This is a genomic window from Mesotoga sp. UBA6090 (assembly GCF_002435945.1).
GTDB lineage: Bacteria > Thermotogota > Thermotogae > Petrotogales > Kosmotogaceae > Mesotoga.
On the sequence record NZ_DIXC01000003.1, the window covers coordinates 25,302 to 49,841 of the forward strand.

Sequence of the window (24,540 nt, forward strand, 5' to 3'; positions counted from 1 at the left end):
GAGCGACTGGATTCCGGAAGTGTTTTCGCAAAGAGATACTCCGTTCAATCTTGAAGAAGATCAAACTGAGATTTCTTGGGACACATTAGCTTCTTATTCGATCTACCTGTTTATGCAGCTCTCGACGCCAGTAACGACGAAAGTCGTTGTGAGGAATTCCGGATCTATCATCTATGACGGCCAGCTCACTTCAATAGTATTCGATTATCCTCTCAATTGCTGACAAGAGCCTGAACTTATCGCTTTCCTCCTTATACAGCCGTTCTTCAATCCAGTTTCCTCGAGAATCGAAAGTGTAGTCGATCCTTAGGTGGAGTTCTCCCGAAATGTATTCCCTGGAGGTAAGCAAGCCGGTTGAATCATAACTGTATTCGGCAATTACCAATGTTTCGTCTCCGCAGAAGGCCTCGAGAAGAACGACATCTCCCTCAGCATTCCTCCAAATGGCCGTCTTCAGAGAGCCCGAGTATTCTCGAGAAACATAGAAGGGCTCCACAGGGAGTGAAACCTGAACGTTCCCTTCAGCTTCCCCGCCCACTTCATGCTTTTCGACAATTTCAAAGTACCCGTCCGACACTCTTCTCAGACTCTGAACGACTGATTCGCCTGACAGAGTATTGATTTTTCTATCGAAAATGAAATCCACATCACTGATTATCGTTTCTTCGTTCAGAGAAAGCAAGTTGTTCATTGAACCGATCTTCGAAAGACGAAAGTCGTCATATTCATAAATTACCCTGGAAGTGAGCTTGTTGCTTCCATCAAAAACCGATTCTTCCAGAACTCTACCGTCTTCGTCAAGAATGAGTTTGGTCTTTGAGAGAACCGCACCGAGTTGATTTGTTCTGACTCTGAGAATCTCCCGACCTTCCAGTTCATAAGTGATCTCGACTCTTTCAACCAGTCTGTGTGGTCCAAGAAGCGGGGGCCAGTAGTCATATGTCTTCTCTTCTATGACTCTACCGGAAGAATCATAGCTGAACTGTGTTTTGGAAGTGAAGTTTGCACTTGCGTTCCTGTAATATCGACTCTCCAGAACCAGGCCAGCGGTATCGTAGGTATATTCGACTCTGCTGTATTCCTTTCCGTTCGTGTGAAGTGCGGTAATAACCGGCAATCCTTGCTCAGAGAATACCTCTATTCTCTTTGTCTCCCTTTTCTGTGGTTTCGCGACGCCGGCCTCTTCGCTATAGATAACCTGGCTAACAGTTATCCTTTCGATGTTTCCTGAAGCACTCTCAATGTCTGAATCAACAGCTAGTGCTGTCGTGGAAAGAAGAAACATAATGATCACTAAGCATGCGCTTCTCAAAAGATATCACCTCCGTTCGACTTTTATTGTTCACTAGGCACCTTCCCTTTCACTCCCTTTGACTGTTTTAGGAGGGTTAAGTTTAACGAAGGCGAAGAGGCCCAGCATAGCTGCCCCGGCTATCGTAATTGCCGAACCTACTCCCAGTTTGTCGGCCATGAAGCCAATCAAGGGAGCGAATATCGCCATCAGCAGAGTCTTCAACTGTGATTCTACCGAGAGACCGGAAGCCATCGTTTTGTGATCAATGTTATCGCTGATATAGCTTATGTTGATGGGGCGTCTAAAGTTCTCAAGGATGAACAAAAAGAAGAAGATGACAACAGCCAAGACCTGCAACGCGAAGATCTGAAGCAGACCGCTAAATATGATTAGAACTGCACCGAAAATATACGTGTAATTTAGGGCTCTCGCTTCATTTCCAAACTTGCCGCTTAGTCTTCCAGCGTTTTTGGAGGCATAGCTTGTGGCAATGTAGATCACGAAGTATACTATGCCTACGATTACGGACGTCCTCTGTTCTGCGCTGAAGGCTATCATTATTGGTAGTCCGAGAGCCAGGGCTTTGAGGATCGGTTGAAGATATTCCTTAACAACTTTGAAAAACGCATCGTAAAGAGAGGAATTTAGCACTCCTTTGAGAGCGTCTCCATTCCTGAAAATCCCCAGAAAGGCTTTGATCGTTTCTCTTTTTTCTCCGGATCTCAACTCGCCGTCAAGTTCCTTGGGATAGAGCATCAGGTTGACGAGATTGGCGGCATAAGGCAGGACAGAAGCAAGGAATACTATCTTGTAGCTGCCAGAGTAGAATACCAGAAAGGCGGCTATTAAAGCATTGATTGCCGATCCAAACTGTGATGCCGCTCGAGTCGCTCCGTAGTAATGAACCTTCATGTCGGTCATCTCATTGATTCTCAAATATTCCAGTATCATCGCTTTGTGAGTTCCTGTACGGAAAGCCTCTCCGAACGCGAAAGCTATCATGGCTATCATATAGACATAGAAACTGGGAAAAAAGTAAAAGATCATAAAAGATGAAAGATAGGACACCATTGACAGCACCATGGATAACCTTCTGCCGTACAAGTCGGCGATTATTCCAGTTGGGAGCTCAAGGAAATTTGTGGCTACTTCTCTTACGGATATAAGAGTTCCTATCTGAAGAAAGGAAAGGCCCATCTCCCTGAAGAATAGTATCAAGAATGGATCAAAGAAACGAAGGTTCTTCAGAAAACCGTACGCAGCGAATCTGTAGAATTGACTGTCTCGTTTAATCTGCAACTACTACCCCTCCCGAAGAGTTTACCTAGAGAAATTATACTCTGGAAAAACTCTCCGGGTGCGGTAGTTCTACTTAATAAGAAAGATCCTTAAGATTAGCGGGATGAGTATCATAGCGCTCATGACCCACTCCCATTTCTTCGCAGTTTTATAAGCCGAATAAATTAGAACGGAAGCAAGATAAACTGCAATCGCAATATATAGGAATGTCACGACACCGGCATCTCCTTTCCCTTATCTACCAAAAGAAGCGCGACCGCAACGATTACAAGACCAACTATGAAAACTGGATAGAAGTACCAGCTGTTTGCGAATCTTCCCACCGCGTTCGAGTGGATTATGGTAATGGTAGCGAATATCATCGTAATGAAAAAGGCGGGCATCGAGCTTAGCCAGATCTTGAAATAGTTCTTCTCTCCGACAACATGAGCGGCGAATATGCCCGCAAGGGCCGTTGGCGGCACCATATCTCCAAGGCCGGCGAGCAGAGAAAGAGCCGAACAGACGACGATATCGTTGTTGCCAAGAAAGGCAAGCAAGAAGGGAACTCCAAGCACCGAAGCTGAGCCATAAGATGAGACAGCGCCAAAGGCCGGAATACCCAGAGCGATTCCGGCCAGTAGAGCTCCTTGCGGAAGGCCGTTGAGGAAGCCCACAATAAGACCCCGGACGCCGTTCAGTGTCATGATCTGAATAAACATTCCCACGCCGATGAGTATTGATAGAATTCCAAGAGAGTTCTGTATGGCCGATATTGAGATCCTCAATAGATTGCCTTTTGCCCCCGTTATTGTTGCGACTATCGCGGAGAGCATGAAAATCAGGGGCAGACCGAGGGAGAAGCCCCAGCTCACGTTTTCCAGAACCATAAGTATTACCATGAGAATCAGAGGCAAGTACACTGCAAAGCCCTTGATCGGTTCCCTCTCTCTGGTTTTCCTGAATTCCTCGAGATCGACCGGTTTTACCTCGCGAGCTCCGATTATGAGCGAGGTGACAATTGCCAGGGGAAAAGTCATAAGAAGAAGAGGGGTAGTGAATCCAATGTAAGGCATGTCGACGCCCTGACCGATGATCATTGCGGGCAAGTTGATCGGAGGTGCTATCATGCCGTAGATTCCGCTCATTGCGATTATAGAACCAGCTCTTCGCTTGCTCAATCCGAGATTCTTCAGCACCGGGAAGGCAATTGCACCGGTAGTAAGGACTGTAGCCGTTGACGACCCGGTTATCATGCCCGCAATCATTATGAAGAAAGTGAGCAATACGAGAAGAAAGGTTGGTTTCTTGTGAAGGGCGATCGTCATGTTGCCTGCAATTGTATCAAGAAGGCCAGACACTTTGATCGATTCCATGAAAATCATCGCAGAGCCAATCACAAGTATGGTGTCAATGTAGCCAAATCCACCTTCCACGAGATGCCTTAGAGGGAAGAACTCCCCGAAGACTATTGAGCCAGCAAGTGCGGAGAACATCAATGAAACGGAAATTGGGATCTTAATAATTGCCAGACCCACGAACGTTATCAGCATTACTAAAAAATACCAGACTTCAGGCGTATAGATGACATTCACCCCCGGAAATTCAGTTCAAGTAAGAGAATATCCCATTCTGCATGACTTCCTCATAAGAAGGAAGATTTTCGACCTCTACCGTTTCACCAATCATCATTTCGTAAGCACCGAACAGAGATCTTATTATCTGAAGCTGTAAACCTGCCCTATGGCTCAACGGATAATCGGGATCGTTGATAACATCAAATCTATCTCTCCATGAATCCTGTCCTGGATTTGGTGTCTCCGAAAGGAATGAAAGCGAGCCTGTGGCATCTCGTATCTCAAGATGGCTGAGACCTCTGAAGGCCTTGTTTGATTCTTCCAACTTCATTGAGACTCCGTAGTATGCCTCAATCTCCATTATTGCAACCGCCCCGATTTCCAGAGCATCAGGATGACAGACCAGTGTGTAAGCCAGGCTGCTACCTGATCGTTGATTTCCCTTGCTGTCGATGTAGCTGTCAGGCGTTCCGCTCTCATGCATGTCAAGATTGAAATCTACGTTCTCGGTTTTTACGAGCTGGATTATTGCGTAGGCAAGCTGCTGAGTAGGATTTCCGTCTGCAACTCCCGGATACTGCCTGTTCAAATTCCTGGATTCCGCCCCATCATCGAGAGTGAAATCAGATTGAGTATGTTTGAAGATCTCAGGATCAGGAATGCCCTGATCAAGCGGATCGGTTCTTCTGTCGCCGTACACTAGGAACCTTGAGCCGGATCTGCTTTCAATCGGTATCAGATGAGGTGACTTTCCCGTCTCGTCAGCTATTGAAGCCGCGCTGATATTTGAAAAGGGAACTACGATTACCCTGCCTTTCGTAACTATAACATTCTCTATGAAGACTATCGCTGCCGTTGTGCCCGAGATCTCTCTCGCATGGGTTCCTCCCATTAGAAGAAAGGTCGGTCCTTCGACGCCGCTGTCCATGAAATACACGGGAGTATCCATATTCGTGTTTCGCAGTGGAGAGAAATAGTCAGACAACCAGCCGATGTCGGTAACACCGTATCCGGGACGCACATCCGGTCTGAAAAAAGTTCCGAAGAGTGCGGAAGTCAGAAATAGAACCACAAGTAGAATTGCTTTTATTCTCATTAGTTTTCCTCCAAAGAAATAAGGGGCGCAGGAGTGCGCCCCTTCTATTCATATTGCTATTTGCCGAAGTATTTGGCCAGTACGTCTTTCAGGTCAACTGTCTTTTCGAAAGTTGCCAGGGGTACTCCGGCCTCTTCGCTGAACGTAGTGAAGAAACCGTCTTGATCAGCGTCTGATTTTACAAAGTATGCGTCTGCAAAAGGTGCGAGTTCGGTGACTATTCTGTCGGAAGACGGCCCCCTTCTAGATTCGCCTTCAAGATTGCAGATAACTACCTTTACACCACTTTCTTCTGCCGCTTCGGCGAGTGACTTCACTCTCAGGATCTCTGCCTCGATATCTATGTTGGCAGCCCCAAGGCCCTTTCCACTGGCTCCAACGACCAGCACAAGGGTCTTGAACTGAGAGATTTCTACGGTCTCAACGCTAAGAAGCTTTTCAAAAGTGTATTGCAGCTTGATCATCTTTGCAACTACTGTGAACTGTAGCGCACCGGGAGACTGCCCGGCCGAAGTAACTGCAACGGGTTCTTCAAGAATGAATCCTTGCTCGGTCCCATCTGCAGCAAATCCTACAGACACGACGCCGATAATCAGAAATACAATAAGTAACCTTTTCAAATCACATCATCCTTTCTATTTCTTAAAATTCTGGTGCAGAAGCAGATCCTAATCTTCTTATGGAGCCGGCTCCAATCATCAAACCGTTTTCTTCAACAGAAACAAGATTCGGGCCGCCAAAGAAGAGATCGGGGTAGGAGTACACATTTAGATCGTGGCCAAGAACCTTTTCGAGGAAGTCAAGAGTGGTCTGCGGATAGCCTTCTTCAATTCTAAGATCCTTGTAAGTTGTGTATCCTACGAACTTGGGAGTTCTTATTGCCTGGTCCACAGGCATGTTGAAGTCAATCAGGTCAACCGCCAGCTGAACCATGGTGGAGATTATTCTTCCGCCTCCAGGTGTACCGATTACCCAGCGAACCTTTCCATCTTTCTGAATTATTGTCGGGCAGATAGTCGTTCGCGGTCTCATTCCGCCGGTAAGGTTGATGACGTCTCCTTCTCTGTATGAGGAAGCGAAGTTGGCCATTTCGTTGTTGAAGAAGAAACCCTTGAAATAAACGCTTGTACCGAAGAAGCTCGAGATCGTCTGGGTCCAGGCTACGGCGTTTCCGTCTTTGTCAACAATAGAGAAATGGGTTGTCGATGGCGATTCTTCTACTCCGCTTTCATTAGCGGCTACCGACTCGAGAGCTTCGAGAAGAACCTCTTCGTACGACGATCCGTCGGCGAAGGGGTAAGCGTTTCCCTGATAGTCGTAGTAAGAAGCGGGATCGAAGGCCTGTGACAGATCGATCACCATGAATCTTGTTTTCGCATATTCTTTGTTCATGAAGGCTTCGTAAGGGAGGTCGTAGAACTCGGGATCGCTTATGTAGGCTCTCCTGTCGACGTCTCCAAGAACAAGTGCCTGTTGAATAATGTGAACTGCCAGAGGATCGTCCCAGCTCATTGCAGGAAGATTGTAGTTCTCAAGAGTATTGAGAACGGCGATAAACTGAGGGCCGGAAACCGGCGGATGTGGAACGTATAAGTCGTAACCTCTGTAAGTCCCGTGAAGTGGTTCCCTTACGATCGCACTGTACATCTCGAGATCTGATTTCCTCATGAAACCGTTATTCTCAATCATGAACTCTTCGATCTCATCTGCTAGGCTTCCCGTGTAGAATGTATCGATGCCTTCCTCTTTTATCCTTTCAAGAGTCTCTGCCAGCTGAGGATTTGTGAATACTGACCCGACTTCCCAGACAAAACCTTCGTTCAAGAAATCGAAGCCGTTCTTGAGTACCAGCTCGTATTTGTCGGAAGTTGTCTGGGCGAACGTCTCGTCAACTATGAATCCATCTCTTGCAAGATCGATTGCCGGCTGGATAAGATCTTTAAGAGGCATTGTTGCTCCGAGCAGCCAGGCTTTCTTTATTCCGGCAAGAACTCCTGGAACACAGGCCCCCCTTGGAGTGTAATTTGCTTTGCTTAAGGTCAGTCCGAGCTCTGAAAGAGCATCGTAAGAGGCAGCCATCGGAGCGGCGCTCCTGAAGTCGATAGCGAATTTGCTTCCATCGGCCATTGTGATTACGGCATAGCCTTCTCCGCCTAAACCGGACGCGTAGGGTTCGACAACGCCAAGAGCAAAACTCACTGCAATCGCAGCGTCAACAGCATTTCCTCCCATCTCGAGAATCCTTGCGCCGACTTCAGCTGCGTAATTGTTGACTGCAGCCACCATTCCGTTGCTCGAGGCAACTGTCGGAGCAGTTACGGTAGCAAACGAGGCCGTAAATGCAAAGGCGATAAGTGTAACAAGTAATACTACTTTTTTCATTCTTTCCCCTCCAATCTAGAAATGTGTGTTTCTCATGAAACTGGATTGAGATAAGTCCCCAGACCATCAACCAGCCCCTCGTAGGGCGGAATGTCCGAAAGAAGGATCATCCTCTCGGGAAACATCATGTTCCAGGAATCGATCAGAACTCTGATTGTTGCCACATGTCTCGCGACTCTGAGATCAAGAGGATATCCGGTTTCGTTATATGGAGCGAACAATTTCCCGTCTTTGGAAGCCTGCAAATAGAACTTGTCGATTCCCTTTGTAACGAGATCTTCCGTTGTCTTTCCCCGCAGTCTTCCCTGGGAAGGGTTAGATACTTCGAGGAGAACAACTTGAGCGTCTGAATTATCTCCGATCTCTCTGTGAGTAAGCCCTCTGAGATTGACTGGAGACTCTTCAAGTCTGATGTCGACACCTTCCATCTCGAGCATCATCTGAGTCATAATTGCCAATTCTGCGGAATCCTGGTGAAAGACGATTGCATTGTTTACTGGATATTCCGGTGAAGACTCGTGCAGATCGCAGACCAGATCTATCTCCTCTTCAAGCACAAGATTCATAATAGCGGCAGCTACCTTTTCGGTAGAATAACCGTCTTCTCGTCCGGGGAAGGTCCTGTTCAGGTTAGAAACTTCTCCGCCTCCAAGAGTGGCTCCCGTCGGGTGAAGATATATTGTTGGATCGGGCCACTGAGAAATGGGATTAGTTCTCCGTGAACCGAATCTGAAGACTCTCTGCGAGCCGTCAGGCAATTGTATTGAAAAGAATTGAGGAGAACCTTCCATCGCATCATTGTGGGTAAAGGCGCTGTGATTGGATCTAGGTATCACATAAATAGTTCCCGAAACTGCAGACACGTTCTCGATAAAGACAACTGCTGCAAGAGTACCGCCTGGTTCGTTGGGATGCGTCCCGCCGAGAAGGAGAAACTTTCCCCCCTCTTCGGAGCCGTTGATCACATAAACCTCAGTGTCCAGCATCGTGCCTTCAATAGAGGGCAGCCATTCGCTCAACATTCTGATTTCCGTCACGCCGGAGCCGGGAATAATCGGTGGATCTTCCCACATGGCGGTAAATGAAAAGGCTGATAAAACCACAACCACTGCAACAATAGCAACGAAAATCAGGAATTTGAAATGTCTTTTCAAGGATACCAACCCTTTCCGCCCTGGAAGATTATCTGATAATGAATAATCCTTGTATCAAGGAGCCAGGCAGAAAAAACACCTCGAGGTCATTGAGACTTAATCAGTAATCTGGGGGCTCAAAAATGATGGTACGATATAATCATTATACTACCTAATCGCACTTAAAATGGTCTTTACAGAAATATCAACCTATCATTGACGAGAAGATAAATGACTCGAAAAGAGGGAAACTGCTTCAGCATTTGCCTGATTTTTCACAATTGACTTTGTACGGCAAGTGATAACTGAATCGACCCATGTGTGTTAAGTGTACGAACTAGAATCTTGATGTAAGAATTACGCTCGGGAACCAATACGGGCTAATACTCTCTTACAGATGCTTTGGAGGCTGAAGATGAGATGGTTGGGATTCACGATACTGGTCTTCATGACTCTTCTTCTCTTTGTTCAAACGGCAGTTTCGTCGCTTGAATCGGAGAGCTTCATGGTCCCCTTTCTTTCCATAATCGTCGTAGGTTTCGTCTGGGAAGCTTTCCGGGAGTTACCGGCAAAACAACCGGTCCCGAAGGAACTGAAGGGATACCCGATGGTGTTGATAGCGGTTGTTGCAGGCACACTTTCGGCATATTTCGCCAACATTTACCTCGGCCTAGGGGCTATTATTGCAGCTTCGCTTGTCGGTCTCGTCGGTGCTGCCACTGTGAAGGAATATGCTGTGGAGGTCTATTGCGGAGCCTTTGTCGGGATGGTCTCTCCCGATGTACTTCATGATTTCGGACACACTGTCATTGCAGGAGTGATCGCGGGTACAATATTCTTTTTGACAAGGGATGTGTTCAAGGGATATGGCGGGAAGCTCGGAGCGATAGCCTTTAGTAGCTGGATACTTGTTTCAATCAGTTCCAGATGCAGGTTGCTCGATGAGCTCGTGGAATTTCGTCACTTTGGAGTCAGCATAATGCTCTTCAGTCTTGGCGCGGCCGTCCTAACCTATTTACTAAGCATTAGGCTGAGAAACGGCCCTGTATTTGCCTCCAGTTTGGTCGGTCTGCTTGGAGGGCTACTCCTTCCCGCATTTGGTGCCGAAAACGCGGCAGTACTGGCGGCCGTTGTGATGGCTGCCTCCTTTGTTGGCATGTCCTCCAGAGAGAAGTTAAGAAGCGAAACGGCAGTCCTCTTCAGTGGACTGATTATGGGGATAATGTTCATATATAGCGCGAATCACTTCGGAGGAGCCGGCGGAAAACTTGGAACGCTTGCCTTTGGAAGCGTGGCCTCATCGAGGGGATTGGTATCCCTCGGAAAGATGATTATCCGAAAGAGAGCTGCTAAATAGACTACCGTTCCAGCATTAAAGGAGATTCGATTACATGGATTACTCCGTCTCTGCACAGAATATCTCTTTCGATTATCGGGATTCCGTTTACGGTTGACTGATCACTTATCCTTATGTTCAAGGGCTTTCCATTAGCTGCAAATATTGTCTGAGCGATCCTCAGTTCAGAATGGAGGTATTCGTTTGGAATGACGTGAAAGGCGAGCAGTTTCTCCAGGGATTCTCGGTCGCTGGAAATCAACTTAGGATACTCTTCGAGATTGAGGAGTGCCTCATTTGGTACAGCAAAGACGGTGATACGATGCTTCTCATTTGATTGGATATCTAGATCCAGTGTTTCGAGAAGCGACCGCATGAGATCGAATCCCTTTTCTTCTAGAGTCTCCTTGATTGATGGCAGGTTTCTTCGCGAATTCCGGGGGAACATCACATGATCGATAACGTGAATGATTCCGTTTCTGGCCTCTATGTCGGGCACGCTTATTAGAGTGTTTTGCACGCAGAGTCCTGACTCAGCTACTTTCACCTCAATTATCTCTCCTTGCAACGATCTCAATTCGTTTTCAAAGATCAAATCACCAGTTGCGAAGAGACCTTCCGATATGTGATAAAGAAGCACCTCTCTTAGCCATTCCATGTCACTTAGTAGAGCTTCCATTGTTTCACGCGGTATTCTGGCAAAGGCAACATCGCTCGGCACGAAGACGGTCATCGGGCCCTCACCTTTCAAAGCATCCACAACGGCCGTCTCTTCAAAAGCAGATATTGCCACGTCCAGTATTCCGGTATTCCTCATTACCTGAGCGATGTCGGGTTCTTCACGGGGGAATATAACCGAATCTACTACATGAATAGTGCCGTTCGATGCCTGGATGTCCCTGACCACCATCGTTGAACCGTCAACTCTAATTCCGCCTCTTGAATCGATCGCAAGTGACTGACCGAGAAGCGTCTCAAGCTCTGGATTCTGGACGATCACTTGAGAGCATAGGCTTCCTCGAACTATGTGGAAGAGAAGAACTCTCCGCATAAAAGACAGGTTGTTTGAAAGGTCTTCCGCAGTCTTATTCGGCAGCTGCAGAAAGGCACTGTCGTTAGGTGCAAATAATGTGAAGGGTCCCGGACCGGAAAGAAGATCGTCAAGTCCCGCAACTTGAACCATTTCGGTAAGGGTACTCAACTGTTCAACATCGTGCAGGGTTGAAAGAATGTCTTTCTGTCCAAATGCTATTATTACTGCAAGAAACAGAACCAGCAAACCTATTCTTTTTCTCATCGCTTCACCCTCCCTTCTTGACTTAGAAGAAGTCGCTCACATCAGGATTCTACATCGAATATCTTATTTCCCGGAGCAAAGTGAGGTGTGTATAAATGAAAACGGGAGGCGGGCAATCTTCACCCGCCTCCCGGAGTAGGTATTGGAGGAATTACTTCTTTGGTTTTTCTTTCTTGGTTTCTTTTCTTGCTTCTTTCTTAACTTCTTTCTTCTTGTCCGCCATACTGGACACCTCTTTTCCTCGCGGCTCATGTCCGCATCACTTGAATTCTAGCACTGTTCTTTGTAAGTTGCTTCTTATATTTACCCTGCTATAACAAATATTGGAATGAAAACTCATTGCTCCAATTGGAGAGCGGACAAACAGCAATATCGTCGACTCGAAGAGAAGTTGAATTTCATTTGAAGACGAACCGCCCGAAGGTTCACTTTGCCGGCCAAACGCTTGAATTGTACGATCTTCACTGAAACGAAAGGAAATCAACGGACCTGCAAGTATAATATACTTACATTGAAATGAGGAGGCCATGATCAATGAGGAGTATTCTGATTAATGGTGAAGTAGCATACAATGCTTCTTCTCAAATACTTAACAGCAACACCTTCAAAGAGATTCTCGACGAGTTGATAAGGGACTCGGAAGAAAAGAAGAATTCGCTTCTTTCATTGTTCGAGCCGTTCTTGAAGAATACAGATACGGTAGATATTTCCAGAAAGTACGATATCGAGGGGATTATAGAGCTTCTTCTTGCACTTACGATCGATCCGATTGAGAAGATTGACGGTTCGCCGTATTATTCCTTCCCAAAGATGAGCAACAAGAAAGAACTTCTTGTAAGGTTTGTCGAGAGCTTGTTTTCTCTGTGGAGAAACAAGCACAGATTCATTGTCAAGAGGGATGAGTACACCCCGAATCGCTTCGATAGAATTTTCAAGCAGATGGTTCTTGTAAGAACTAACACCGATCTCAAGGGTTTAGTACTCAGCCTTTACAGGCAGATACTGATAAATGTTTCCGACGTCAGACTCAAGATTTTGAGACAGGAGCCGGGGGGTGCTCAGGTGGGATTCATTGTGGACCGCCCTGAAGTAGATGAGAGAGTTAGGGTAGCCGGAGCCGACTTTCTGTACGACATGGCATGCGTCTGGAGTATAGTCTTCGAGCCGCCGGTAATCTTCTATACCAGGTCAAACAAAAGACAGGGATTGTTTAAGGTATACGACAAGCCCGTTCTGAGAAGACTGGATATTTCTTCGGGAAAAGACTGGTTCTTGTTCCCCATTCACGTAGGCTCCAAACTTGTCTTCGTGGTGGTCAACAAAGAGTACCTGGCTCTGGCCGCCGGTCTGGGGAATCTATTCGAGCTCGCAAGCTTCGATATCGTCAAGCACAAGAAGCCAGATGGCATATACGTTTTGGGATTAGACAACTCTCTCTTCGAAGAGACAGGGGACTTCAACGGAGTTATTTACAGAGAAGACGACGGCACTTATGTGGGCGTAGTCGGAGACGATCCCACGATCGACTATTTTGGGTATATGAAGAAGATGATACTCACGATTCACAATCTTCTTGTTATCGACGAGGGAAGGTTGCCGATTCACGGTGCCCTGGCGAACATAAAACTTAGGAATGGGGAGAAGGCCAACGTAATGCTGATTGGCGACAGCGGAGCCGGTAAGTCCGAAACCCTCGACGCTTTGAACAGGCTTTCTTCGGAAGTGTCCGAGGTAAACATCTTGATCGATGACATGGGATCTCTCGACATAACTTCATCCGGTTCCGTGGTCGCTTACGGTACTGAGACAGGAGCCTTTGTGCGTCTGGATGATCTTCAGCCGGGGTACGCCTATTCAACGATGGATCGAAGCATATTCATGAACCCTAACGAGATAAACGCCAGGGTGATTGTCCCCTATTCCAACTATACGGAGATAATTAAGCCGACAAAGATTGATTATTTCCTCTATGCGAACAACTTCGACGAGAACACCGAGGACGACCTTCGCATTTTCAGTGACCCTGCCGAAGCGGCGAAGGTCTTTTCGATGGGCGCCAGGATAGCCAAAGGGACTACATCCGAAAAGGGTCTGACCTACAGTTACTTCGCGAATCCTTTTGGAGCAATTCAAAGGCGAGATAAACATGAGGTAATAGCCGATCGTTATCTAAAAGCCATGATAGAAGCGGGGGTAACCGTTGGCGAGGTCAGGACGAGGTTAGGAATACCGGGATTCGAGATGGACGGGCCTATGCGAGCCGCGAAGGCTTTGTTGAAGGCTATAGACGAGCAGGATTGAGATAGAGCTAATACCTGCTACAGCTGGTAGAATCTATAAGTATTGGCGATGACAGACGTATCGGTTGGGTGGTGATAGAAGTGTCGAAAACCGTAATTGAAGTGATGAATCTCCGGAAATATTATGGCGAAACAAAGGCCGTTGACGGAATTGAATTCGATCTCAGAGAGGGAGAAGTGCTAGCCATTTTGGGTCCCAACGGTGCCGGCAAGACCACAACTGTGGAGATGCTCGAAGGATTGAGAAAACCCGACGCAGGTAAGATAGAGTATTTCGAGGAGAAACTCCCTCCTTCCAGTGAAAGAGTGAAGGAGGAGATCGGAGTTCAGCTCCAGTCGTCTAGTTTTTTCGAATATCTCTCTGTGAAGGAGACTCTTGACCTTTTCAGAGGTCTTTACCGGAAGAGTATTCCATCAAAAGACCTGATCGAAGAGGTCTCACTGGAAGATAAAGAGAAAACCTACACCAAGAATCTTTCGGGAGGTCAGCTCCAGAGATTGGCGGTTGCAGTGGCTCTTGTAAATGATCCGAGAGTAGTATTTCTGGATGAACCGACTACCGGACTGGATCCTCAGGCAAGGAGAATGTTGTGGGAGACGATATTGGCTCTGAAGAAGAAGGAAAAGACGATAATCCTTACGACTCATTACATGGAAGAGGCAGAGAGATTGGCCGACAGAATAATCATAATGGATTACGGGAAGATAATCGCTAGAGGGACTTTGGATGAGCTCATTGACTCTATCGATGCTGAGAATATCGTCACTTTCGGTGTTCAGGGAGAGGATCCAGTACCTAAGGAATTTCTGGATATGGAAGGTCTTCAACATGTTGAGAACCGCGAGTATTCGGTGACAACGAGGGATGTAGAGAGAATTCTAGGCAGGCTTTTCGAGAGATCCAAGAAGTTTGGTCTACTCCTGGACGACGTTACGATTCGAAAGCCCAATCTGGAGGATGTCTTCATCACCCTTACCGGCAGAAAACTGAGGGACTGAGGTGATTCCATGAGCAGATTGTGGAATTTCACGTCAGGGCTTTTCAAGAGCGAAATCAGAGAGTTCCAGGTAATGTTCTGGAGTTTCATATTTCCGTTGATTCTCTACTTCATCCTGACATCGGTTTTCGGGTCCTTTTACGGGAACGATACTCAGGGAGTGAGTTTCAGAATCGGGATTGTGAGGGAGGAAAATCTTGCGGGATTTGGAAAGATTATCGATGAAGTCATTGAAGGGATCTCCTCGGAGAGCGGTCCGTTTGTCAAGAAGGAGTATGGGTCAATCGATGATGCTCTAGTTGATCTTAGAGAGGGAAGACAGGATATCGTGCTCGTCATTCCCGCCGGAACCAACGCTAAAATGACAAGCGCGCTGGCACTCAAGATGGGAGAAGTGCCCCTTCAAGTTCACTATATCAGCGGCAAGGAATCGTCCACAATCGCTTCGAGCATTATCGAGGAAGTAATAAACGAAGTGAATCTCGAGATCGAACGGCGGGGCGAGGGAGATTTTCTCGATATTGTCACGGAGACCAGAGTTATCTCCGCAATTGAAGAACAGCCCTTTGACTACAAAGAGTACATCTTTCCGGGGGTTGCCTTGATGATGATTCTCTCGGTAGCTCTTCTAAACAGCCCCTTTGGTCTAATTCAGTACAGAGTGTCCGGTGTGAATAAGAAACTCTACACAACTCCTTTGAGATCTCTTGAATACTTCGCGGGTCACTTGTTCAAATTGATAATAACTATGCTGATCTCATTAATACTTCTGTACCTTATGGCCACTTTTGTGTACAGGGTGGGCGGTTCAATCTTCGATATCAGGTTCATCTTGACTCTGCTCTTCTCAATGATTGTTACGGTATCTTTCGGTCTAATGATAGCTTCCTTCTCAAAGAAGCTCTCAACAGTTAGCGTTCTTGGGCAGAGCTTGTACCAGATAATGATGTTTCTCGGGGGCCTTTACTTCCCCGTATTCGATCTCCCATGGGGTATCCGTTGGTTGGTCTACGCATTACCAACCACCTATCTTGTTGAGCTAAGTAGAAGGGTAATGGGCTACCAGTTCGCGCCGCTTTCGGTTGGCTGGCTGATAGCGGTACCTCTAATCTGGACCACATTCTCACTGGTCGTTTTTGCCGTGAATTTCAAGAAGGTGATGGGCTATGAGTAGAAACAAGTTGAAAGCTGTCTTCATCGCCTTTGCAAAGGAAGCGTTCAGAAACAAGCTGGAAGTCTTTTTCACGCTGTTCTTCCCAATGATATTCCTGCTCTTCGGTTTCTTTTTCGGTGGCTCCAGTGATTATCAAAAGCCCTCCGTAGGGCTGTATCAGACCGGAAGTTACGATATTTCTCCGGTTATCGAGGAGACGGGGGCATGGAGACTAAGCCACTTCGATGATGAGACGAGCCTGGAAGAAGAGATAAGAAGCGGGGATATCTTGCTGGGAGTTACATTCGATGGCGAGAAAATCTCCTATCTCTACCGTGAGGGTGATGTTGGTCAACTTAGTACAATAGAAATGGCAAGGGCAAGTATCTCGGCGGCCGTTGAGAAGAAAATCAACAATGTGAAATCGGTGATTGTTGTTGAGAACATTCCCGAGACAGCCGGAAGAGTTCGCGCAACCGATGTCGATTATATGATGTCAGGCGTCGTAGCAATCTCACTCCTTTCGGCCGGAATGTTTTCAGTGATCAGCGTCTTTGGAAGGTACAGAAAGAGGGGAGTACTTGATAGATTCAAGATCACTCCGCTCAAACCCATGACTTTCATTCTTGGAAGCACTCTGACGAGATTCCTGGTCAGTCTGGTGTCAATCATCCTGATCTTGTTAGTAAGCAGACTCTTGTTCAAGACAAGCTTTCAGATTGATTGGCCGCTTTTCCTTATATCGATAGTTTCATCAACTCTCGGGATGATGGCTCTTGGCCTTTTCCTTACACTTCTCTTCAGGAATCCGGAAACGGCCGATTCGGCAGCCAGTATACTTATGGTGATAATGATCTTTCTTGCAGGAATATACTTTCCACTGACATTCCTGCCCGGTTATCTGAGAACTATATCGATCTTTCTTCCCGTAAAGTACGTGGCTGAACTAATAAGACATTCGCTTGGGATAGAATTGGTTTCCACAGCGTACTTTGTTATTACTAATATCGTGCTGTCTTTCAGTGGAGTATTGCTTCTTTACTTCACTGGAAAGCGTTATTTGAGCGCTTCTTGAGAAAGAGCGCATGATTTGTTCTTCGAGAAAACATGATCAAACAATGTTTATATAAAGAATCTGAAAGGAGGCTTTTTGAGTGAGTGAAACTGTAAAAATCGCTGAAGGGATCCACTGGATAGGAGTGAATGACTTTGAGACTCATCTTTTCGAGGCCCTATGGCCGCTTCCAAGAGGAGTTTCCTACAACTCATATATTCTGATCGATGAAAAGGTCGTTCTCATCGACACTGTCAAGGGGCCTTTTTTCTCGGCATATCTCGACAAGATAAAGTCGCTTCTTCCCGCTGGAAAGAAGATCGATTATCTCGTGGTTAATCATATGGAGCCAGATCACTCCGGTTCGATCAAGGTCCTTAAAGAGGCCTTCCCTGAAATGAGTGTGGTCGGAAATGAGAAAACGATAGACATGCTCAATGCATTTTATGGTGTAGCAGACAATACATTCGCAGTCAAGGATGGCGAGGAGTTGAGCATTGGTTCAAAGATCCTCCGGTTCTACATGACCCCTATGGTGCACTGGCCAGAGACGATGATGACACTTGAAAAGACCACGGGGGTGCTGTTTTCCGGAGATGCTTTTGGAGGTTTCGGCACACTGAACGGCGGGATATTTGACGACGAAGTTGATGTCGATTTTTTCGAGGACGAGGTGCTCAGGTACTTCTCAAACATAGTCGGTAGATACAGTGCAATGGTTCAGAAGGCCTTCGAAAAACTCAAAGGTGTTGACATAAAGGTTATCTGCGCTACTCACGGACCCGTTTGGAGAAAGAACCCTTCAAGGATTCTCGATCTTTACGATCGCTGGAGCAGACAGGAGACAGAGGAAGGCGTCGTTCTGGTATACGGTTCAATGTATGGAAACACACAGAAAATGATGGAGGCGGTGGCTTCCGGTCTTGTCGAGGGAGGCGTCGAGAGAGTCAGGGTTCACAATATCTCTACGACGCACATTTCGTTTATCATAAGAGACATCTGGAGATACAAGGGCCTAGTGATGGGGAGTTGTACCTATAATGCGGAGCTCTTCCCTCCGATGAAGCAACTGGTTAGCGCGATAGAGAACAGGATGATGAAAAATCACAAGATAGGAGTTTTCGGTTCCTATACCTGGAGCGGGGGAGCCCTGAAAGAACTTCAGCAGTTCGCTTCGAGATCGAAGTGCGATCAGGTGGGCCCGGTGATTGAGTCGAAGAGTTGTCCAACGCAAGAGGATCTCGACAAGTGCGTTGAACTGGGTCTGAACATGGCAGCGGCGATAAGGTCATGAATTGCTGCCTCTCCTTCTGCAAAGTCGATCGGGACACATTCTGTGAGAAGTGTGATCGGCGCATATCATCGAAAGATCTATTTCATACTGAATAGCTCATCTTTAAGGATTTCAGAAGGAACGACAAGGAGCCTCTCAGGTAGTAGAGGCTCTTTCCTTTCTTCTAAGCTGCTCCTGCCGTTTGCCGCACCGGTCGCCCCAAACTGCGATTATTTCTCCGTCGGCTTTCGCGTCGATTACCTCGCAGCTGTTCGAACAACCGTTGCAAATGAAGCTGGAAGGCCTGAAATCGAGATTGAGATAGTCAAACTTGAAGGAAGATTCCACAGTTTTTCTCTCAATCTCTTCGAGAGCGAGAATCGCGGGCCTATGGCACCCCCGTCGAGTTCGGCCCACGCCTTTTTGATGGTCTTACCTTCCAGGCAGAGATTTCTGAACTTCTTCCATCTCCTAGCTGAGGAATGACTGGCTCTTCGGATCTCGCTCCTGGAGACACCCAGTTTCCCGGCAATGAGACAAATCAACCTTGGTGAAGTGATGTCTTCAGTGTTGCTCTGAATCTCAAGTGCGAGCAACTTCGACCTGGCGGCCGGGATTCCATGTTCTAACATGTCGGGTAGTCCCATGAACTTGGGGCAAAAGTACTTGCCCTTCTCAACTGAAACCATTCTAGGCACAAATACGTAATCAACGCCCTGATCGACCAACCTGAGGACGTGACCGTTGTATATCTTGATTGGAACGCTGATCTCGGGAACCGAAACCCCGATCCCTCTCTCAATCGTCTTCTTGTCGGTCTTTTACGTTGTGATTACCTCTATTCCCAGTTCTTCAAACAGATGGACCCGGTACGGCCCGTAATAATAATATAAGAGAGCTCCAGGTATTCCTATCTTCAACTTATCTCTTCCTCACTGGCCCGTACCGACAGGTCCTGACATTTGGCCAATATAAAATATAGCACCCGTTGTCGACTGGAACAATGCTGGCAATGTAGTAGCTTCTGATCAGGACCAGGTTCGGACAACTCCTGCGAGCGTCGGTTTAATCTCTCTTTAATAACATCCTGGATAAACTTGGTTCAATACCAAACGAAGAAGGGAGGTAAAGAAAATGAAAAAGCTACTATTCTTGATTGTCTTGGTCTTTGCGTTTTTCTTCTCTGGGTGCGTGGATCTTACTTTGCCAGAGGCTGACAGGGGAACGGTGAGAGTTGTTCTTACCGATGCGGTAATCCCTATCGAAGAGATTGACTCTCTTATGGTAAGGATTGAAAGCATAAAGCTCTATGGGTCCGAGGAGGTTCCTCCAGATGAATACGAGCCTTTTGTGATTGTGGACGAACCATTTGAAGTAGACATTCTTACTCTGGTGGGAACGACTTTCGAACTGCCCGACACTACAGGAGTCGTCGGTGTATATAACCAGTTGCGGATAGAAGTGTCTGCGGCAACTATGACCGCCAATGAGATAGTCTATCCAGTCACCGTCAACTCTGGATCACTGAAGATCAACAATCTGGGCCTCGAGATCATCGAAGGTTCTGTGACGAACGTTGTTCTTGACTTTGACTTGTCAAAGTCACTGAAAATCAACGGCCGGTGGGAGGACATCGTCAGTGAAGCTGAGATCTCAGGCGAGAAGAAGAGCCACGAAGACAAGGTCCACATGACGCCCGTAATCCATGTTCGCCACGGAAGCCTTTTTGATGTAACGGGAATTGTCTCTTCGGATCAGTTGCCTCTCCTTGTAGCGCTGTTTCCCGAAGGTGAAGACGAGGCTCTTACGACGTTTACCCATATCGACAATCCGATTTGGGAAGCAGGCGAATTCAGATTCTGCAAGGTTGGCCCGGGGGAGTATAGACTGGAGTTCTTCGACAATTACGGGGATGAGGGATTCTCGGTCGATGAAAGCGAATCCAGATATCAATCCATTTCAGTTACCGTTGCAGACAAAGACGTCGATCTTGGTACAATTGTCTTGGTTGAGAAATAGGTGTTGCAAAGAGTTAAATCTCGATTTGTCATCAAGGAGTTTGGATTGATTAACTGGAAAGCACGAGGGGTTCATCTGTTCAATACTGCCATTGGTTTGCGGAAGTGAAGGTGAAGCTCATATGAAGAGAGTCATTTGTCTTGTCTCCGCTATTGTTTTTATGTTTTCAGCCGCACTTTCGGTTGGTACTGTGCTTGAAAGCGAGCAGTCTTTGCTTGGTTACCTGGTTGGGGGCGGGGACTTTGAGCTATCAGTCAGCATCACCTTAATTCTGAAGGTGCAGCAGATAGCTGCTGGCGAGATTCTCGCTATGTTTGTTCTTCCCGAAGGGTTGGTAAGGGTTGTGACCGACTCCAGAGTAGTCACGCTCTCTTCAGATGGTGAGATTTCAGAAATAAGCGAAGCTAGCGAGGTCGGCATTTCATCAGAAGTAAAGATGATTGACGCTTTCTCTCTTGTTTCTATACAGTCAAGGGAGGAGGTTCGCGGTATCTTTCTTGTACAGGAAGAGAACGGTCACTTCTGGCATGTAATAACCGAGACGAAATCTTACAGGTTAGGAAGCAGTTTTGCTTCAACGCTAAATGTAATGGCAAATGAGAAGGCGCTTGAGGAGGCCAGCAAAAGACTGGAGAAAGCACTGGGCGAGGAAGAGGATTTGACTCCTTCGGAAAAGCCAGGCAAACCCGATGATCCAAGCAAACCCAAGGATCCAGGCAAGCCCGACGATCCAGGTAAGCCCAACGATCCGGGCAAGCCAGACACTCCTCCCGGCAAAGAAAACGGAAAGAATTGATGCTCGATGAAACTCTTGATAGTTGAAGATGAGAAAAGACTTCTCGATAATGTCGTCTCCTTTTTTGAGCGTTCGGGATTTCTTGTGGATGCCTCTCAGAACGCAGAAGAAGGACTTGATCTTGCCCTTGAGCGTAGCTATGATTGCATTGTTCTCGATGTCCTCCTGCCCGGCATGAACGGTTATGAATTCTGCCGCTTTCTGAGAGAAGAGATAAAGTCCAATGTTCCTATAATAATAATCACCGCACTGGGCGAAGTTGACAACAGGATTGAAGGACTTGAGATCGGAGCCGATGATTACGTTCCCAAACCATTCGATCTGCGTGAGCTAGAAGCCAGAGTAAGAGCTCTTGTAAGACGGAATCAGCTGAAGATAGAGTCGATAGTTCAGTACGGTCCTCTACGTTACGATTCGAGAAAGGAAGTCTTCGCCTGCTCCGGGGGAAGATTGGACCTAACCTCGAGAGAGGTTTCGATCCTCGCACTGCTCTTCCGCAACCCGGGAACCGTGTTCTCCAGAGAAGAGATAACCGACAAGATCTGGGAAACAGGCTTTGAACCGCGCAGCAATATTGTTGATGTCTATATTAACTACATAAGACGGAAACTCGAATCGGCGGGGATGTATAACATGATCGAGACAGTTCCGGGAAAGGGGTACAGATTCAGGAGCTTGGCAGATGACGGTTAGGGGAAAGATCTCACTCCTTTACCTTGTAACTTACGGCACCGTGGTGATTTCACTGGGCCTGACGGTCTTTTTTGTCCTGAGGAATCTGGAATTTCGCAGGATAGATAATCTTCTCCTATCATTTCATAACGATATAGTCAACACGTACAAATTCGCAGGTCAAGAAAACAGACTTCTGAGCCTTGCGGGAAATGAAGACTTTGGATTCGCCATATACATAGAAGATGAACCAGTAGCGAGTTTTCGGGCTGAACCGGAACTGTTCAAGGAAGTTGCAGGAATCGGCACAAAAGGTGACCATCGATATAGAGCGACTGTCGAGCTTATCGAAGGAGCCGAAGAGAGATTCGTGACTTTCTACAATCTCGAAAAGTCTGAGGAGTATCTGAAGTTTGTTCTTGCAGTAGTGGTCTTTTCCTCGTTATCGATCCTGTTGGCCGTAAGCCTCATTGGAACAATATTCACGAGAAAACTGATAAGACCTTTTGAAGAGGCCGGCAACCAAATGGAGCTAATCAGCAGAACGGGACTAAAGGATGCCAGAATTGTGCTGAAGAAGAGTGGAGACGAGGTTTCAAAGCTGGAAAGCGAAATCAATAAGGCGCTGAGTAGAATAGAGCAGTTGATTAACGATGCAAAGCAGTTCTCTTCAAGAATCGCTCACGAGTTGAGAACGCCCCTCGCAGTAATGAAATCGAATCTTCAGCTCTCTTTGACCGGCAATTCTTCGGAAGAGAGTATGCACGAAGCCTTGAGAGAAACCCTTGAGGAAGTGGAAAAGCTCATAAGACTCTCTGAAGAGTATCTGCTTCTGTCGCGCTCAGAGACTTCGGTACCAATCGAGAAGATAGAGATAGATCTCTCCCGACTTGTCTTGAAGACTACTGAGAAGATCATGATTCTTCATCCCGACAAAGAGATTGAAATACAGATCCTCCCCGAGATAATGATTAATGCCTCCGGATACATGATCGAGCACGTTGTAATGAATCTTCTTGACAATGCCTGCAAGTATTCTACGGACGACTCTGTGGAGATCAGGCTGACCCGTGAAGAGGAATTCTCTCTGTTATCTGTTTCCAACAAGGGAAAAGCCGTCGATTTCATGAACCTTGAAGAATCCGTGAAGGAAGTGAAAGGTCAGGGATACGGTCTCGGTCTGAGAGTGGTCTTGTCGATTTTGCGTGCGCACAATCTTAGGCTTGATTACGAACATAAAGAGGGTGTCAATAGATTCATGATCGAATTTCCCTGTGAGACCTGTTCTCAATAGCATAAGACACGTCCTGGAAGCCGGCCGACTCGTCGTCTGCATCCATTCATAGGTTCCAGTTTGAGAGTAGTCTGGTAAGATCGAGTATCACTGACAGCCGGAGGAAGAAAATGAAGCTAAATGATTTCAAACTGGAAGTTTACTTTGAAAAGCACGAGTTCGACGCACCACACCTTCTTGCTCAGTCTGACTGTGAAGCCATGACGATCGGCGAGTTGCTGAAAATGAACGGGGAACCCCCCTCGAAGTTCATGGATACGTGGCTTGGCTACACCGAAGTTCCCGGCAATCGCGATTTGAGGGCGCAAATTGCCAGGCTTTACGCGAGCGTCAAAACGGACGAGGTTCTGGTTCACTCAGGCGCTGAAGAGGCGATCTTCAACTTCATGAATGTCTTTCTTCAGAAAGGCGACCATGTGATCTGCCAGTTTCCAGTTTATCAGTCACTGTACGAAGTCGCCAACGCAATCGGATGTGAAGTGACCCGCTGGGAACTGAGAAGAAGCGGTGAAGAATGGAGCTTTGATGTAGATGAGCTGAGGGATCTTGTTCGCCCAGAAACTAAACTGGTTGTGATAAACAATCCTAATAACCCGACCGGATACCTTGTTTCTAACAGAGATCTGATGAAGATCGCTTCCTTTACCGAAGAAAGGGGGATTTTCGTTTTCTCCGACGAGGTCTACAGAGGGCTTGAGCTTGATCAATCCATAGAGAAGCAGGAGTCCTTTGCAGATATTTCCGACAACTCTCTTGCACTGGGTGTGATGTCGAAATCTTACGGATTGGCCGGGTTGAGAATCGGCTGGGTTGTATCTCACAACAAAAGTGTCCTGGAATCAATGACTAGATTCAAACATTACACTACGATCTGTAACAGCGCGCCCTCGGAGTATCTTGCCTGGAAGGCGCTGTGTGTAGGTGACAAGATCCTGAAAAGGAACAGAGCGATAGTTGTTGAGAACTGGGATCGAGCTGCCCTATTCTTCGAGAAGCACTCGTCGGAGTTCAAAGTTTCGAGGCCAAAGGCAGGACCCATAGCTTTTGTACATTTCGTTGGAGGGGATGTTGAAGACTTCTGCTCGGCGGTCCTGGAAAGCGCGGGAATTTTACTTCTTCCCGGATCGATGTACGATTTTGAAGGCGGCTTTTTTAGAATGGGATTCGGCCGAAAGAGCTTCGCAGAAGGGTTGGACCGGCTGGATGAGTTTCTGGAGTCATCCGATAGATGATTATTCATTTAAGCGACCACTGTTGTCTATATGTGAATAATAAATTCAGATCGACAAAGCCAAAAGAATTACGGATCCCCGAGCGAGATTTCTTAACCTACCGGCAACAGCAAGACCGGTTGACTTTAACGATTATTCGTGATATTATTACGAGTGAAGACGCTTTTAGAGCGTCTTTTTTCTTTCCTCTATGATTCTGGATGAAGCTATAATCGCCGAACGGAGAGGGGGCTCTTAAGAGCGACCAACTCTTCTCGGAGAACGGCCAACCGAAAACTGGTATCGTTCTTCTGATTCTGGCAACTTGGATCTGGTGAGTAGCCCAGGGGGGTTTCACCCCCAGGCTCTCTCAGAAC

General features: G+C 46.9%; 19 protein-coding genes and 1 pseudogene. 11 read left to right on the forward strand and 9 right to left on the reverse strand.

From position 1 onward, the window contains the following. Positions 1 to 190 precede the first annotated feature (190 nt). The 7 genes from B3K42_RS00430 to B3K42_RS00460 all read right to left on the reverse strand — a co-directional run bounded on the left by B3K42_RS00430 (position 191) and on the right by B3K42_RS00460 (position 8,781). Positions 191 to 1,312 carry a hypothetical protein gene (locus B3K42_RS00430; RefSeq protein ID WP_292596199.1) on the reverse strand — a complete coding sequence of 374 codons (1,122 nt, stop codon included), beginning with the start codon at positions 1,310 to 1,312 and terminating at the stop codon, positions 191 to 193. A gap of 33 nt (positions 1,313 to 1,345) precedes the next feature. Next, positions 1,346 to 2,593: an MFS transporter gene (locus tag B3K42_RS00435; RefSeq protein WP_292596201.1), complete on the reverse strand. Its 1,248-nt coding sequence runs from the start codon at positions 2,591 to 2,593 to the stop codon at positions 1,346 to 1,348. 209 nt (positions 2,594 to 2,802) lie between these two features. Continuing rightward, positions 2,803 to 4,167, reverse strand: a complete 1,365-nt coding sequence (locus tag B3K42_RS00440; RefSeq protein ID WP_292596203.1) for a TRAP transporter large permease subunit — start codon at positions 4,165 to 4,167, stop codon at positions 2,803 to 2,805. 10 nt (positions 4,168 to 4,177) lie between these two features. Continuing rightward, positions 4,178 to 5,245, reverse strand: a complete 1,068-nt coding sequence (locus B3K42_RS00445) for a succinylglutamate desuccinylase/aspartoacylase family protein (protein ID WP_292596204.1) — start codon at positions 5,243 to 5,245, stop codon at positions 4,178 to 4,180. Positions 5,246 to 5,301: 56 nt separating this feature from the next. After that, on the reverse strand, positions 5,302 to 5,865 hold the full coding sequence (locus tag B3K42_RS00450) for a DUF6305 family protein (RefSeq protein WP_292596206.1): 564 nt from the start codon (positions 5,863 to 5,865) through the stop codon (positions 5,302 to 5,304). 22 nt (positions 5,866 to 5,887) lie between these two features. Then, positions 5,888 to 7,627, reverse strand: a complete 1,740-nt coding sequence (gene ggt, locus B3K42_RS00455) for a gamma-glutamyltransferase (protein ID WP_292596208.1) — start codon at positions 7,625 to 7,627, stop codon at positions 5,888 to 5,890. Positions 7,628 to 7,659: 32 nt separating this feature from the next. Further along, positions 7,660 to 8,781 carry a succinylglutamate desuccinylase/aspartoacylase domain-containing protein gene (locus B3K42_RS00460; RefSeq protein WP_292596210.1) on the reverse strand — a complete coding sequence of 374 codons (1,122 nt, stop codon included), beginning with the start codon at positions 8,779 to 8,781 and terminating at the stop codon, positions 7,660 to 7,662. 394 nt (positions 8,782 to 9,175) lie between these two features. Here B3K42_RS00460 and B3K42_RS00465 point away from each other — a divergent pair, with 394 nt between their 5' ends. Further along, positions 9,176 to 10,117: a hypothetical protein gene (locus tag B3K42_RS00465; RefSeq protein ID WP_292596213.1), complete on the forward strand. Its 942-nt coding sequence runs from the start codon at positions 9,176 to 9,178 to the stop codon at positions 10,115 to 10,117. Between the two features lies 1 nt (position 10,118). Here B3K42_RS00465 and B3K42_RS00470 read toward each other — a convergent pair whose 3' ends face one another. Beyond that, the gene (locus B3K42_RS00470; protein WP_292596215.1) at positions 10,119 to 11,393 is read right to left on the reverse strand and encodes a fasciclin domain-containing protein; all 1,275 of its coding nucleotides are present in this window, start codon (positions 11,391 to 11,393) and stop codon (positions 10,119 to 10,121) included. A 534-nt stretch (positions 11,394 to 11,927) separates the two neighbouring features. Here B3K42_RS00470 and B3K42_RS00475 point away from each other — a divergent pair. The 5 genes from B3K42_RS00475 to B3K42_RS00495 all read left to right on the forward strand — a co-directional run bounded on the left by B3K42_RS00475 (position 11,928) and on the right by B3K42_RS00495 (position 18,192). Next, positions 11,928 to 13,694 (forward strand): ATPase, encoded by a 1,767-nt coding sequence (locus B3K42_RS00475; protein ID WP_292596217.1) that lies wholly within the window; start codon positions 11,928 to 11,930, stop codon positions 13,692 to 13,694. Between the two features lie 104 nt (positions 13,695 to 13,798). After that, positions 13,799 to 14,692 carry an ABC transporter ATP-binding protein gene (locus B3K42_RS00480; RefSeq protein ID WP_414674481.1) on the forward strand — a complete coding sequence of 298 codons (894 nt, stop codon included), beginning with the start codon at positions 13,799 to 13,801 and terminating at the stop codon, positions 14,690 to 14,692. A gap of 9 nt (positions 14,693 to 14,701) precedes the next feature. Beyond that, positions 14,702 to 15,865 carry an ABC transporter permease gene (locus B3K42_RS00485; RefSeq protein WP_292596221.1) on the forward strand — a complete coding sequence of 388 codons (1,164 nt, stop codon included), beginning with the start codon at positions 14,702 to 14,704 and terminating at the stop codon, positions 15,863 to 15,865. Beyond that, on the forward strand, positions 15,858 to 16,919 hold the full coding sequence (locus tag B3K42_RS00490) for an ABC transporter permease (protein WP_292596224.1): 1,062 nt from the start codon (positions 15,858 to 15,860) through the stop codon (positions 16,917 to 16,919). The genes B3K42_RS00485 and B3K42_RS00490 overlap by 8 nt, the downstream gene beginning before the upstream one ends. Positions 16,920 to 16,998: 79 nt before the next feature. Then, positions 16,999 to 18,192, forward strand: coding sequence for an FprA family A-type flavoprotein (locus B3K42_RS00495; RefSeq protein ID WP_292596226.1), 1,194 nt, complete (start codon positions 16,999 to 17,001; stop codon positions 18,190 to 18,192). 236 nt (positions 18,193 to 18,428) lie between these two features. Here B3K42_RS00495 and B3K42_RS00500 read toward each other — a convergent pair. Then, positions 18,429 to 18,980 (reverse strand): annotated as a pseudogene (locus tag B3K42_RS00500) (acyl-CoA dehydratase activase-related protein); the annotation flags it as partial. A 325-nt stretch (positions 18,981 to 19,305) separates the two neighbouring features. Here B3K42_RS00500 and B3K42_RS00505 point away from each other — a divergent pair. From B3K42_RS00505 to B3K42_RS00525, 5 genes are all read left to right on the forward strand, one after another. After that, positions 19,306 to 20,190, forward strand: coding sequence for a DUF4382 domain-containing protein (locus tag B3K42_RS00505; RefSeq protein ID WP_292596228.1), 885 nt, complete (start codon positions 19,306 to 19,308; stop codon positions 20,188 to 20,190). Positions 20,191 to 20,311: 121 nt separating this feature from the next. Continuing rightward, positions 20,312 to 20,986 carry a hypothetical protein gene (locus B3K42_RS00510; protein ID WP_110991205.1) on the forward strand — a complete coding sequence of 225 codons (675 nt, stop codon included), beginning with the start codon at positions 20,312 to 20,314 and terminating at the stop codon, positions 20,984 to 20,986. 6 nt (positions 20,987 to 20,992) lie between these two features. Next, positions 20,993 to 21,679 (forward strand): response regulator transcription factor, encoded by a 687-nt coding sequence (locus B3K42_RS00515; RefSeq protein WP_110991206.1) that lies wholly within the window; start codon positions 20,993 to 20,995, stop codon positions 21,677 to 21,679. Further along, positions 21,669 to 22,952, forward strand: coding sequence for a histidine kinase dimerization/phospho-acceptor domain-containing protein (locus B3K42_RS00520; protein WP_110991207.1), 1,284 nt, complete (start codon positions 21,669 to 21,671; stop codon positions 22,950 to 22,952). The genes B3K42_RS00515 and B3K42_RS00520 overlap by 11 nt, the downstream gene beginning before the upstream one ends. Positions 22,953 to 23,062: 110 nt before the next feature. After that, positions 23,063 to 24,184, forward strand: coding sequence for an aminotransferase class I/II-fold pyridoxal phosphate-dependent enzyme (locus B3K42_RS00525; RefSeq protein WP_110991208.1), 1,122 nt, complete (start codon positions 23,063 to 23,065; stop codon positions 24,182 to 24,184). Positions 24,185 to 24,540 lie beyond the last annotated feature (356 nt).

Excerpts from the sequence above, each read along its gene's own strand:
- B3K42_RS00465 (WP_292596213.1), top strand. The coding sequence starts at position 9,176 with ATGAGATGGTTGGGATTCACGATACTGGTCTTCATGACTCTTCTTCTC.
- B3K42_RS00485 (WP_292596221.1), top strand. The coding sequence starts at position 14,702 with ATGAGCAGATTGTGGAATTTCACGTCAGGGCTTTTCAAGAGCGAAATC.
- B3K42_RS00470 (WP_292596215.1), bottom strand. The coding sequence starts at position 11,393 with ATGAGAAAAAGAATAGGTTTGCTGGTTCTGTTTCTTGCAGTAATAATA.
- ggt (WP_292596208.1), bottom strand. The coding sequence starts at position 7,627 with ATGAAAAAAGTAGTATTACTTGTTACACTTATCGCCTTTGCATTTACG.
- B3K42_RS00520 (WP_110991207.1), top strand. The coding sequence starts at position 21,669 with ATGACGGTTAGGGGAAAGATCTCACTCCTTTACCTTGTAACTTACGGC.
- B3K42_RS00510 (WP_110991205.1), top strand. The coding sequence starts at position 20,312 with ATGAAGAGAGTCATTTGTCTTGTCTCCGCTATTGTTTTTATGTTTTCA.
- B3K42_RS00505 (WP_292596228.1), top strand. The coding sequence starts at position 19,306 with ATGAAAAAGCTACTATTCTTGATTGTCTTGGTCTTTGCGTTTTTCTTC.
- B3K42_RS00475 (WP_292596217.1), top strand. The coding sequence starts at position 11,928 with ATGAGGAGTATTCTGATTAATGGTGAAGTAGCATACAATGCTTCTTCT.
- B3K42_RS00490 (WP_292596224.1), top strand. The coding sequence starts at position 15,858 with ATGAGTAGAAACAAGTTGAAAGCTGTCTTCATCGCCTTTGCAAAGGAA.
- B3K42_RS00515 (WP_110991206.1), top strand. The coding sequence starts at position 20,993 with ATGAAACTCTTGATAGTTGAAGATGAGAAAAGACTTCTCGATAATGTC.
- B3K42_RS00445 (WP_292596204.1), bottom strand. The coding sequence starts at position 5,245 with ATGAGAATAAAAGCAATTCTACTTGTGGTTCTATTTCTGACTTCCGCA.
- B3K42_RS00525 (WP_110991208.1), top strand. The coding sequence starts at position 23,063 with ATGAAGCTAAATGATTTCAAACTGGAAGTTTACTTTGAAAAGCACGAG.
- B3K42_RS00480 (WP_414674481.1), top strand. The coding sequence starts at position 13,799 with ATGAATCTCCGGAAATATTATGGCGAAACAAAGGCCGTTGACGGAATT.